Origin of the sequence: Alkaliphilus hydrothermalis (assembly GCF_016908555.1) — a bacterium.
GTDB classification, from domain to species: Bacteria; Bacillota; Clostridia; order Peptostreptococcales; family Natronincolaceae; genus Alkaliphilus; species Alkaliphilus hydrothermalis.
The window spans coordinates 89710-103328 of the sequence record NZ_JAFBEE010000006.1 but is presented as its reverse complement, the minus strand read 5'-3'; the positions used below and the strand labels follow the sequence as shown (position 1 = coordinate 103328).

The window sequence follows — 13619 nt, the reverse complement described above, 5'->3', positions numbered from 1 at the left end:
GAGCTGAGTTTTCTATCCCTCAGCCCCTTTTCATTTCTATGATTTTTTTCTGAGTTTAATTCCAATTGCTGAAATCATTCCTCCCACCCCATAGAAGATATATGGAGGGAGCTCACCGGTTTTAGGTAACTTTACTGGTCCTTGAGGTGCTTCTTCCTCCAAGATAATTTCATCAACCTCTTCTACTATACAAGCATCCCCACTATCCTGCTCCTCCTCCGTTGGATCTTCTTTTATATCCTCTAATTTCAATGGCACAATTGAAGGATGAGGCGTAGATGGTTCTGGATTCTCCACAGCTAGACCTTGGGGTAATGGGTCATCCTCTATTACGATTATTGGAGGTTCAGGTTGTGGTGTCGGTTCCTCTGGAGCTTCTGGTTCCTCAGGAGTTTCTGGTTCCTCTGGTTCTTCTGGCTCTTCTGGCTCCTCTGGTTCCTCTGGCTCTTCTGGTTCCTCTGGTTCCTCTGGTTCTTCTGGTTCCTCTGGTGGTTCCGGTACATAGCATTTTTTATTATTTGTTGCCTTTACATACTCATGGAGAATTTCTTCATTCCAATGGATGTATAGCTTCACTGTTCCCCCTGCCCCGTAGAAATATTCCACTGTATTGGCGGCTACTGTTCCACTTCCACTTGGTCCTCCACCTGCTGTTTTCCATGTATAGTAGATTTCTTCTCCACTATTATTTGTCACTCTATATTTGTGCTCCGTCTCACTTTCCCAACACATTGAGGTCAAGTTAAATAGATTCCTTGCTGGAGCTTCAGGCTCTTCTGGTTCTTCTGGTTCCTCTGGTTCCTCTGGTTCTGGTGGTTCTTCTGGTGGTTCTTCTGGTGGTTCCTCTGGCTGTTCTGGCTCTTGAGGTGTAAGTAACTCTAGTATGGTTGGATCATTCCCATTATAGACTTGAGGTGCTTCGGCATTTACGAAGTTGACCCAACCTGCTCCGATTGTTAAAATCATGATAAGGACTAGGGCTGTAGTTTTTTTAAAGTTCAAATCCTTCACTCCTTTCATTTTTTTACATCATTTATATTCATATGCTTTTGTAATTAAAAAAGACCACCACAATTCAACGTGGTAGCTGGACCATCATATCATCATACCTTAGATTCCTAGCTTTGGGTCCTAACCTTTCAAGTAGTTTGCCCCTTCATATAAAACTATAAAATTTTCTATTTACCTATATACGTCTTAATATTCTTGAAATTTATATTGATTCACTATCTTTTTTATAGTTTATGCAAAAATATTGATTTCTAACGGATTTAGTAGTGTGAATAAAGTTTTTTTATGTTATCATACATTATAGAATTACATATTATTAATGAGTGATTAATTTCTTTTCAGTATGACCATCATAAGTAATATACTATATGCTTTAAAAAGGGAATAATTTTATTCTAATTTATGCTAGAGGAGTGAAAAATGTGATTTCTTTTGAGCTTGACCATCATTTAAGACATATTCATCTAATAGGAATCGGTGGCATCAGCATGAGTGCCATTGCAGAAGTCTTACTAAAACACGGTTATCGTATTTCAGGTTCAGATATGAAGGATTCTAGAATTCTTGATAAACTAAGGCAGCATGGAGCAGAGGTTTTCATTGGTCACCATGAGGAAAATGTTAAGAATCCTGACTTAGTGGTCTATAGTGCTGCTATTAAGGAAAATAATAGTGAAAGACAAGAAGCAAAGAAACAAGGAATTCCTCAGATTGATCGAGCTGAGATGCTGGGGCTGATCATGAAGAAGTATGATAAAGCTATTGCAGTAGCTGGTAGCCATGGTAAGACTACCACTACATCTTTGTTATCCCTCATTTTAGAATATGCTAGATTAGATCCTACGATTCTTGTGGGGGGAGAGTTGGAAGAGATTGGCGGTAATATTAAGATAGGAGAGAGCCAACACTTTATTACAGAAGCCTGTGAATATGTAGAAAGCTTCTTAAAATTCAACCCTTTTATTGGAATCATTTTGAATATCGATGAGGATCATCTTGACTATTACAAGGATATCCACCATATCAAAGCTGCCTTCCGACGCTTTGCTGAATTAATTCCTCAAGAAGGGTTTCTTGTAGCCTGCAAGGATGATGCTAATGTAAGAGATATCTATCACGACTTAAACTGTCAAGTAATCACCTATGGCATCAAAGAAGATGCTGATGTTATAGCAAAGAATATCGAGTTTAATACCAACGGTTTTCCATCCTTTGAAGTACAATTTAAAGGAGAAAATATCGGACACTTCCAGCTTAGTATTCCTGGATTACATAACGTTAATAATTCCTTAGCTTCTATTGCAACTGCCCATATTTTAGGGATTTCTCCTACAGAAATAGCTCAGCATATAAAAGTTTACAAAGGTATTCATCGTCGATTTGAGCTCTTAGGAGAAGTGAAGGGAGCTAAAATAGTAGATGACTATGCCCACCATCCAGTGGAAATACGGGCTACTTTAGAGGCAGTTCAAAAATATCCCCATCGAGAAATATGGTGTGTTTTCCAACCCCACACCTATACCCGCACCTTTGCTTTGTTACATGATTTTGCCCAGTCTTTTCAACAGGCTGACCATGTCATTATTACTGATATTTATGCTGCCCGAGAGGTTGATGAAGGAAAGATTCACAGTAGTCAGCTGGCAGAGCTAATAAAGAATCATAAAGATGTCCGTTATATGAGGGATTTTGAAGAGATTGCTGATTTTCTTTATGACAATATCCAACCTCAAGATTTAGTCCTTACAATGGGGGCTGGAGACGTCAATAGGATAGGAGATCTGTTAATTAATAGAAAATAGACCCATGACTTTTTTAAGATGAGTAAGTTTAATCAATCTAACTCAGGGTAATAAATAAATGTAACCCCCCACTCCCCAAACCGTATATAGAAATAAAAAGAGCAGGCCTTCCCCAGGCACTGCTCTTTTTATTTCTAATCATTATTTTGATTTTTTTCTTCTTCACCAACGATTAATGCTTCTAATGATTTTCCTTCGGAGTATATTTCTATGAGCAAATCCTTAGTAGCTTGAATGTCTTGAAAATAGAATGAAGCACCATTTCTATACTTGTCTTGTCCTGGTAAAACAGTCATATTTACATCTGCCAAGTTTAAGCCAATTGCAGATGTAGCATATCGTGTTACATCTTGTAGACCCATATCTGTTCGCACATATCTTAAGGCAGTGGTGGCTACTGCAGGCAATCTAAAGCCTAAGGCCTTTTTAATAGCCGCCTTTACAAAGTCCTGTTGCGCACGAATTCTACCTAAGTCTCCATCTACATACCCCTTTCTAAATCGAAGAAACCTAACAGCATCCTCTCCATCCAATAGGTGATGTCCCTTTTCAAAATCAATGATGAGGGGTGGGTCATCAGCATAATCCGTATACTTCATTGGTTGGGGAATATTGATTGGTACACCTCCAAGAGAGTCAATAATAGAGACTACACCTTTGTAGGTTACTGTCACGTAATAATCTACAGGAATATCTAACAGAAGATCACTCACAACTGCCTTTGCTCCATTTGCCCCATGGGAACCATAGGCTGCATTAATTTTTCTTGCATCCAGCCTATCATATCCCTCTCTGTGATAGTAGGTATCTCTTGGAATAGATATTCCATCTACCTTCTTAGACACAGGATTAAAGGAGAAGAACATCATTGTATCACTTCTTGCTCCTTCAAGTCCCAATACCAATATATTTACCCTTGAACTATCATTTACTAGGCTTTTTAATAAATCTGTTTCCTCGGGTTCTAGATTTTCTTCTTGCTCCTGTTCTTCTTCCCATTCAATGGCCTTTGCGATTAAACCGGTACCGGCATGGTCATCCCTCATAAAACGATTAAAACTCCATACAATCCCAGAAAATAGTATTAGAAAGCATAAGAATGCAATGGAAAAAATCTTAAAAAAAGTTTTCATATTTTCACTTCCCTTGATTGGTTTACTCCGAGTTCAACTAAATTTATTGCCATTTTTTTAAAATTATAAGCATTGACTATCATTGTTGCCTATATAACAGGCAGTATTAGAAAATACTTATTCTATTTTATCAAATATTCTAAATAAAATCCACCGAAGTAAGCAAATAGTAATAAAATGGTAATTTTCTGCAATCTTGGGAATGTGATATGTTTTGAAGATTTAGATATTATATGGTCTAATGATCTCACCTTTTATATATTTTTTAAACGAAAATTTCCAGAAGCCCCAATAGACCCTTAATTTCCTCTCCAAGAACCATAAGCAGTTTAACATTTGTTCTACCTCTTCTTTTTGCCCCTCTTCTCTGCTATATTGCATTCTAATATATATATTTGTTATTTCCCTAAGGTTATGTTCATTCCCATACACCTTCGAAATGATCCTTTCCGTATATTCGTACGGAGTTTCTCCCATTTTTATTGGTTTTCCCATTGCCTCTAATACATCTAGTATATTCTTATAGATGCTTGGAATACTGCTTTTACTTCTGTCTTTCATCAGTTTACTGTAGTATGACTTGTTTCTAAAATGAATGTAAGTTGCCCTCAACAGAATTCCTATCAGTAGTAATATATAAGTTATCTTAGGAGCTAATGCTAACATTTTATCAACAAACTGAGCCAGCGGGTCTACTTCGGATGCTTTATAATTGGTTCCTCCAAAGCCCTCCATACCCTCCATCATGTCTTCAGCTCCAGTCATAGCACCTTCTGTCGGGGCATCACTACTGGGACTTCTCACCTGTTCTTCTTCTTGGGCCCCTCCAGTTTCTATACTACCGCTTACAACAGCTGGACCTGCAAAGGCTGGTGTAGGCTCGAAGGTAATCCAACCCATTGGCTCTAGGTATGCCTCTACCCATGCATGGGCATTGTCTAACCGAACCTCATAGAGGCCATTTTTTCTCTCATCTGGCATTCGAAATCCTTCTATATATCGAGAGGGAATCCCTTGAGTTCTAAGCATTACAGCCATGGTGGTGGCGAAATAAGTACAATATCCCTGTTTTTCTTCAAACAAGAAATATTCCACAAACTCTTTTCCTGCTGGCGTAGCTGACGGCTCCAGTGTATAACTATAATTGCTTCTTAAGTAATCCCTAATTGCTTCTGCCTTCTCATAGGGAGTATATTTTCCCTCAGTGACCTCATCAGCTAATTGGGTTATTTTAGGGGATAATTCTTCCGGTAACTGTAGGTAACTAACTAGGTCCCCTCCATCAGAATAGTTTACTTGTACATTGTAATCAGTATGTTTTATTTGATTAGGAATGATCGCCTGTACTGTATATTTTTCGTTCTTATAAATCCCGCTAATCTTCGTTAATTCATAATTCTTATTATATTTGAATCTACCATCTCTTTCGGAATAAACCCTAGTTGGCTGATAAGGGGTAAAAATAGAAAAGGAAGCCATATTGACATAGCTGATATCCAGTTCTACTATTGTACCATTCTCCACCTCCCTGGGGATCTCCTCATTAAGACCTTTATTGAATACTTTAGTTGGTTCCTTTTCCCAGCGATTGTTTTTGTAAGTGCTTTTGACACTTCCCCTGAGATAAAAAGGGTACGAGGATTGTATTTCCATAATTAGCCGATCACTAAGAACAACAGGCCCCCCAAGCTCTAAGCTCTCTTGAAACCCGGTATTTGAGAAGGAAAATATTTCTGCTTGCCCATAGCTCCTCCCATATACTAAATCATCTCTTAAATCAGTAATAGCTGGATACCTAGAAATCACTTGATCCCTTAACCAGTACCAGTCCACCACATTCCTCCCTTTTGGAAGAATAGCAGCTAATAATACAATAATTAACCCATATGCTAGGGCAGTCTTGATCCAATTGGGGTATATACCAGCCTTAAGGTGGATTTTTTGATTCAGGGAACTTTTCTCTATTCTTACATATTGTTGACTTCCTATTAGTATAAAATATAAAATAAAGAACATAATCATCATTTGGTAAGCTACATCAACATAAATATACCAATAGTAAATAAATACCGGAATATACAAGACTGGCAAAATCCAAGCCTGCTTAGTTTTCATTAGAACAAACCACGTGATTACACATAAACTAAACGTTATCAATACCCAAAACATAATTAAGTTCCTACTTAAAATTTGTTCGGTTCCATTAAAATAATCTACTACATTTCTGATGAATTGCTCTAACCAAAGAAGTACTTTAGTAACTCCTAAAATTTTGTAATTACTTAAAATCAACATTGGAATGGTGGTGAAAGTTAGGGTAATTATTGTGATGAAAGGATAACTTAGAAGGAGATGAACTCCTACTGCCAACAAGGCTGTAATGATTAATCTACTAAAGGAATTTAATTCTATCCCCAATAAAAGCCCCCAAATGTTTGAAAGGGTGAACACAATTAAAATTAACATTATTAGTTTTTCAGCAATAGGTTTTCTCTCATCAGTAAGTTTCATATTTCACCTCCAAGACCCGCCTGACATCGTGCTTCCGATCGATCACATAGGTGGCTATTCCTTCTTGATTTAAGACTTTTACAATTTTTTTATTATCATTCCACGTCTTAGGGTCAATTTCTTCATCTCCTACTACGATATATCTCGGGTTTAGATTTTTCATCTTCAACCGAATCCCTTGAGCCCCTAAGTCTCTGTTTAGCCTTGGAGTTACAAGAAACAAGGTACAACCTTGATTGATTCTAGATGATACTTCACCTATATTAAAGCTATAGGGGTCTTTGCCGTTGGGTTGCAATGAAACCATTTGCTCCATAAATAACTTCAAATAACCATGATTCGTCCCTTTTATTTCCACAGTTTTATTATGTTGCTGATAAAATAGTGTTACTTTTATGTTCTTCAATAGGAAATGTTGCGCAATAGATAAAGTAACTTCAATAGCCTTATCTTCAATCCAGTGTTCTAAGTCCTTTTTATAGCTATCCATATAATTATCAAGGAGGATTACTACCTCACGATTTGCTTCCTCATCATAATTCTTCACCATTAATGCATCTTTCTTAGCCGATGCCCTCCAGTGGATTTTTCTGATGGGGTCACCCTCCCTATAGTCTCTTAGCTCTGATAATGAGTGAAAATCCTCACTGCTATCTACAGAAATACTTGACAAAGGCACAACTACAGGGTATACCTTTAAAGCAATTGGCGTTTTAATAATTTTTTTAAATGTGTACATATTAAAAATATCCCTTATATAAACTCTAATTTCCCCCAACTCATAAATCCCTCTGCGACGACAGACAACTATTGTATCCTGCCTAACCTCCTCGTCAGCTTCTAGCGAAAACACTTTCATCTCTTCAATTCCACCAGCCAGCTTTTGGGCTATACTGTTTTCTACTTCTATCCTAGCAAAGGTAATGCGCAGAGGATTATATAGACTATAATTGATTTTAATCTCTTCCCCTGGAACGAGATCCTTCTCTGGAATAATAATTGCTCCCTTTATATAGATCTTTCCCAGTAGTCCATGCAAACAAGGTATGGCAAGAGTCAGTAAGTATGTATACAAAAGGAAATAGGGTATCCTTCCACCCACCAAAAGGCTGAAGGGAATCGTCACTAAACCAGAAATGATTAGTAGTATTTTAGTTTTCAACAGCCTTCACCACCGGTATGTAGGTTTTTTTTATGATGTCCTGAGTAACCTCTTGGACTTTTCTTCCTTCTATCCTCGCTTCTGGCGATAAAATTAATCTATGGGCCAACACATTGGGAGCCATCATTTTTACATCATCAGGTATAACATAATCTCGACCTTTGAGATAGGCTAAGGCTTTAGCACTTCTATATAGGTCAATGGAGGCCCTTGGGCTGGCACCCAAGTGAATATCCCTATGACTTCTACTGGTATTTACAATTCCGACAATGTATTGGAGAATAGCATCGTCTACATGAATCTCCTCTACTTCTGCTTGAATTTTTAAAATATCCTCCTCATTTGCTATTGGACTTACTCCATCTAGTTTTTTACCCTTATAATGATTTCGGATAATATTTTTTTCATCGGTGGCAGTTGGATATCCCAGTGAAATCCTCATTAAAAATCGGTCTAATTGTGCTTCTGGTAGAGGAAAAGTTCCCTGATATTCTAGTGGATTCTGTGTGGCTAAAACCATAAAGGGTTTCTTTAATTCATGGGTATGATCCTCTATGGATACCTCTCCCTCCTCCATAGCTTGAAGTAGACTTGATTGGGTCTTTGGGGAGGTACGGTTAATTTCATCCGCTAAAATAATTTGATTGAATATCGGTCCCTTCTTTAAAACAAAGTTCCCTTCCTCTCTATTATAGATTGATAGTCCAGTAATATCAGACGGCATTAAATCCGTTGTAAACTGAATTCTACTATAGCTTAAATTGATGCTTTTTGCTAGTGCCTTCACCATAGTTGTCTTTCCTACTCCTGGTACATCCTCGATTAATAGGTGTCCTTGAGCAAGCAAGCATATTAATACTTTTTCTAATACTTCATCTTTACCAATAATGACCTTTTTCATGTTTTCCATTATTTCTAATGCTTTATCTCTATTTTGCATTTTTTCACCCCATACATAGTTTTTAATGGTTCTAATTATTTACATCTTACCACAATTATGGTGCAAATGAGTAAATATTTAAAATATTTAATATTTTTAATCAGTGCATTTGCATTTAACCTAAACATCTCTGCATTGGCAAGTAGAGCTGTTGGAACATAACAAAAGCCCCCCCTATGGAGAGCTTCTGTTAGTTATTTATCTTCTTTTAGATATATTTTAGTTATCTTTTCATTCCTAGCCCCAGCACCCTAACGTAATTAATATAAGGGTCTTCAGTTCCCTGGACAAGGGTTTCTTCTTCTTTAAGCATTTGAATATGTTCGATCATTTCCTTTGTAATTCTTTCCCCTGGTGAAACAACTGGAATACCTGGGGGATATGCCATGATTGACTCTCCGCTGATTTCACCTTCTGCATCCTCTAATTTAATAACCCTTTTATTGCTATAGTAGGCATCCCTAGGGGAAATGATTACATCAGGATTTTTTAGAACATTATTAATAACTTTAATTTCTTCTTCTCGTCTATGCTTCATAGCTATATCAGCTAAAGCATCCACCAGGGCATTTAGAGACTCCTCTGTGTCTCCTAAGCTGATGATGGCCATAATGTTATAGTAATCAGACATTTCCACCTGAATATTATACTCGTCCCTCAATAGGTCATAGACTTCAAACCCTGTAAGTCCTAGCTTACGAACATGTACTCCTAGCTTCGATTCATCAAAGTGATATACCCCTGGTGCACCAATCAGCTCTGTACCAAAGGAGTAAAGACCATCGATTTCATTAATACGATCCCTAGCACCTCTAGAGAGTCTAAGCACCCTATCCAACATTTCTTTTCCATCTATTACTAATTGTTTTCTAGCCACATCCAAACTAGCCATCAATAAATATGAACCACTTGTGGTCTGCATAAGATTTAAGTTTTTCTTAACTGTAAAGGGGTCAATAATTCCTTCTCGTAATAAAAGCAATGAACTTTGACTTAATGAACCACCTGTTTTATGTAGACTGACTGCACTCATATCTGCCCCCAGCTCCATTGCACTCATGGGGAATTCATCATGGAATCCCATATGGGCTCCATGGGCTTCATCCACCAACACAGCCATGGCATTTCTATGGGCTACCTTTACAATATCCTTAATGTTGGATACAGCTCCATAATAGGTAGGATTGATTAAGAATACCGCCTTTGCATCAGGGTGCCTTCCTATGGTGGATTCTACACTTTCCAGTGTAACCCCCATAGCAATTCCTAATTCCTCATTAACTTCAGGTTGAATATAGATTGGCACTGCGCCACTTAATATAATACCTGCTATAGCAGACTTATGGGCATTTCTAGGTAGTATAATCTTATCTCCGGGTTGGCAAGCACTCATAATCATGGCTTGTACACCAGAAGTAGTTCCATTTACAAGGAAATATCCATGGTCAGCCCCAAAAGCATAAGCTGCTAGTTCCTCAGCTTCTTTAATAACCCCTATTGGGTTGCAAATATTGTCTAAACATTTCATTGAGTTTACATCCAGCTCCATAATTGTACTACCAACATACTCTGTAAATTCCATCAGTCCCTTTCCATGTTTATGACCTGGCACATCAAATGGTATGACATTTCTTTGGTGATAATCCTTTAGCGCCGAAAATAAAGGTGTTTGATTTTGATTTAGATAGGACACAAATATCCACCCCTTTCATTTATTATAAGTATTAACAAGACTTTAAGTGATTATTAGTCCTATTGCTACCCTTATTATCTACTGTTTATCGCAATATGATTAAAAAAAATACATCTAATCTATTAAAAAACATTTTGTATAAAAATGCAATAGTTTTCTTAAAAAGTTTACTTTTTACCTTTAATAAAAAAACAGCACCCTATTTCGAATGCTGTTTTAGCTTGTATATTTATATGGACTACCTACTAATTCTTATTCACCAAATATTTTAACTAACTCAAATACCATCTGAGCACTATTTACTAGATCTTTAACTGAAATATGCTCTTCTAATGTATGGGGTTTCTTCATTCCTATACCTAAATTGATGGCTTTAATGCCATTACCGTTGAAGATATTTGTATCACTACCGCCACCTGTGGATTTTGTATATGCTTCAATACCCATTCTACTAAAAATCTCTTGAGTCTTTTGCACAATTGGTTCATTTACATCAATATTGAAGGGAGGATACATTCTTTCGACATCTAATTCGATTTGTCCTCCAAAGTCAGCCGTAGCCTTCTTTAAAGTCTCCACCATGTGGGCTGTTTGCTTATCTAATTTTTCTTCATTTGTACTTCTAGCTTCTGCTTTTATGAATACTTCTGGCGTAACAATATTTGTTGCTTCTCCACCAGTAATTACACCTACATTGGCAGTTGTTTCTGAGTCGATTCTCAATAAGTTCATTTGGTCAATGGCTCTTGCAGCTATTTGAATGGCACTGATGCCTTCTTCTGGTGCAACTCCTGCATGGGCAGGTCTACCAATAATTTTAGCATTAACCTTATCTTGAGCTGGTCCTTGTACAATGATTTCTCCTGGGGATCCACCACTGTCTAAAACAAATGCCATTTTCGCATTAATTAAGCTATAATCCATATATTTAGAACCGAAAAGACCTCCTTCTTCCCATATACTGAAGGCAATCTCAACATCTGAATGCTCTATATTATTTTCTTTTATTAATTTAATTCCTTCTAATATAGCTGCAATACCAGCTTTATCATCACTGCCTAGAATAGTTGTTCCATCACTATAGATTACCTCGTCTTTAATAACGGGCTTGATTCCAAGTCCTGGCTTAACAGTATCCATATGGCTACTGAAAAGAATTGTTGGGCCATTTTTTGTACCCTTTAATTTAGCAATGATATTACCGGTTTCTCCACCAGCTTTTTCACCAGCCTGGTCTCTTTTTACTTCTAATCCTAATTCTTCTAGCTTTTTAACAAGAACACTTGCTACTTCAGCTTCCTTACCTGAATAACTATCAATTTGGATTAATTCTAAAAATTCATTAACAACTCTGTCGCGATTAACCATTTACTATTCCTCCTTATGTATCAAAGCTTTCTGTAAAACCTATGTTTTATTGTTTACCCATATTCTAAATTATTATAACCATAAAGTCAAAACACTTTCCTGTATATTTTATATATTTCTTGAAAAAAAAGGTACCGGTATACGGTACCTTCGTTGTATTAAAATTAAATAGTGATTTTATAATCTGATAAATGCATCTGGTCCTAGTGGTATTCTGAATGTGAACCATACTAAGAATAATAATGTCCAGAAAAGTAAGAACAACATTGAGTATGGTAGCATCGTAGCAATTAGTGTACCGATACCTGTCTTCTTATCATATTTTTGAGCAAATGCAATAACGATTGCAAAGTAAGACATTAATGGTGAAATAATATTTGTAGTTGAATCACCAATTCTGTAGGCTAATTGCGTAAACTCTGGTGAGTATCCAAGTTGCATGAACATTGGTACGAAAACCGGAGCCATGATTGCCCATTTCGCAGAAGCACTACCAATGAATAGGTTAATGAATCCAGAAACTAAGATAAATCCAATCAGTAATGGAGCACCCGTTAAGTTGATTGCCTTAAGGAAGTCCGCACCGTTAACAGCTAAGATTGTACCTAAGTTAGTCCAAGAGAAGTAAGCAATAAACTGAGATGCCACAAATGCTAATACAAGGTATCCACCCATAGATGACATAGCTTTACCCATATGCTTTGCAATATCCTTGTCACTTTTTACAGTTCCTGCAGCGATACCATAAGCGATTCCTGGAATTAAGAAGAATGCAGCAATAATTGGCACCATTCCAGCCATGAAAGCAGATCCAGATAATAATTTGCCTGCATCACTTCTAAGAATTGCATTTTCTGGTAAAGTTAAAGCTAATAAGATTCCAATGTATGCTAATAAAGAAATACCAGCCCACATTAAACCTTTAGATTCTTTAGCACTGATTTCTTCGATTTCCACATTAGATTCACCTTTGTATTCGCCAAGTCTTGGCTCTACAATTCTTTCAGTAACAAAAGTACCTACAGCAGTGATTACGAAAGTTGATACAAGCATGAAGTACCAGTTAGCAGTGATACCAACTTCGTATCCTGGTTGAATCATTGATGCTGCCGCTCCACTGATACCACCTAATAATGTATCGATTGTACCAAATAATAAGTTTGCACTGAATCCACCAGATACCCCAGCAAATGCTGCTGCAAGACCTGCTAATGGATGACGCTTAAAGCTTATGAATACTAATGCTCCTAATGGAACTAAAACTACATAGCCAGCGTCAGAAGCTATATTAGACATAATACCTGCAAATACAACTACAGCTGTAATTAATCTTTTTGGTGTACTTAAAACTAACTTTCTAAGTGCTGCTCCGATTAATCCTGTTCCTTCAGCAACCCCTACTCCAAGCATAGCAACTAATACTGTTCCTAATGGCGGGAAGCCTGTGAAGTTAGTTACTGCTTCTGAGAAAATTCTTCGAATACCGGCTTTTGTAAGTAAGCTTACAGCCTCAACTCTTTGTGGTTCTAAAGCACCAGTAGCACGGTTGATTGACTCGAACTCAACCATAACTCCAGCTTTTGCAGCAAAATGAGAAATAACGATTACTAATAAACCAAAAATTGCAAATAGCGTTACGGGATCTGGTAGTTTATTACCAACTACTTCAATCACGTCAAGGAACTTATTAAAAAGTCCTTTTTTCTTCGTAGATGTGTTTACACCCATTGTTTCACCCTCCTTAAAATTTTATGAAAACGTTTTGAAAAAAATTATTAGTCTTGAACAAGTATATTACGAATTGTCACCAAAATCAATAAAATAAGCTTATGTAATATGTTAAATTTTCGTAATATTTTTTACTAGCTTGCAATATATTCAAAAGTGTAAATTAACAGAATTTTGTGTGTTTTCCAATCTTTATTGACATTCCAAGATTGTAAAATGCCGAAAATTGTCGATTTTGATTTATTAACAGATTGACACATTGAATATTTGT

At 36.8% G+C, this 13619-nt stretch carries 9 protein-coding genes and 1 riboswitch; of the genes, 1 reads left to right on the top strand and 8 read right to left on the bottom strand.

All coding sequences use genetic code 11. The annotated features are described in order from the left end of the window. Positions 1-36: 36 nt before the first annotated feature. Positions 37-1002 (bottom strand): hypothetical protein, encoded by a 966-nt coding sequence (locus JOC73_RS06365; protein WP_204401303.1) that lies wholly within the window; start codon positions 1000-1002, stop codon positions 37-39. 77 nt (positions 1003-1079) lie between these two features. Beyond that, a riboswitch (cyclic di-GMP riboswitch) is annotated at positions 1080-1163 on the bottom strand. 270 nt (positions 1164-1433) lie between these two features. On the opposite strand from JOC73_RS06365, the gene murC reads away from it, so the two are divergent. Further along, positions 1434-2813, top strand: a complete 1380-nt coding sequence (murC, locus tag JOC73_RS06360; protein WP_204401368.1) for a UDP-N-acetylmuramate--L-alanine ligase — start codon at positions 1434-1436, stop codon at positions 2811-2813. A gap of 134 nt (positions 2814-2947) precedes the next feature. On the opposite strand, the gene JOC73_RS06355 is transcribed toward murC, so the two are convergent. The 7 genes from JOC73_RS06355 to JOC73_RS06325 form a co-directional block, all read right to left on the bottom strand. Further along, a complete protein-coding gene (locus JOC73_RS06355; protein WP_204401301.1) occupies positions 2948-3946 on the bottom strand; it encodes an LCP family protein in 999 nt (332 codons plus the stop codon). Positions 3947-4168: 222 nt separating this feature from the next. Beyond that, positions 4169-6457, bottom strand: coding sequence for a transglutaminase TgpA family protein (locus JOC73_RS06350; RefSeq protein WP_204401299.1), 2289 nt, complete (start codon positions 6455-6457; stop codon positions 4169-4171). Continuing rightward, the gene (locus JOC73_RS06345; RefSeq protein WP_204401297.1) at positions 6444-7619 is read right to left on the bottom strand and encodes a DUF58 domain-containing protein; all 1176 of its coding nucleotides are present in this window, start codon (positions 7617-7619) and stop codon (positions 6444-6446) included. Before JOC73_RS06345 ends, JOC73_RS06350 begins: the two co-directional genes overlap by 14 nt. Then, on the bottom strand, positions 7609-8559 hold the full coding sequence (locus JOC73_RS06340) for an AAA family ATPase (protein ID WP_204401295.1): 951 nt from the start codon (positions 8557-8559) through the stop codon (positions 7609-7611). The genes JOC73_RS06345 and JOC73_RS06340 overlap by 11 nt, the downstream gene beginning before the upstream one ends. Before the next feature lie 223 nt (positions 8560-8782). Continuing rightward, complete coding sequence (locus JOC73_RS06335) at positions 8783-10252, bottom strand: aminotransferase class I/II-fold pyridoxal phosphate-dependent enzyme (protein WP_204401293.1); 1470 nt, start codon at positions 10250-10252, stop codon at positions 8783-8785. 252 nt (positions 10253-10504) lie between these two features. Then, a complete protein-coding gene (locus JOC73_RS06330) occupies positions 10505-11620 on the bottom strand; it encodes a M20/M25/M40 family metallo-hydrolase (RefSeq protein WP_204401291.1) in 1116 nt (371 codons plus the stop codon). A 177-nt stretch (positions 11621-11797) separates the two neighbouring features. Beyond that, entirely contained in the window at positions 11798-13348 is a 1551-nt protein-coding gene (locus JOC73_RS06325) for an AbgT family transporter (RefSeq protein WP_204401289.1), read from the bottom strand. Positions 13349-13619 lie beyond the last annotated feature (271 nt).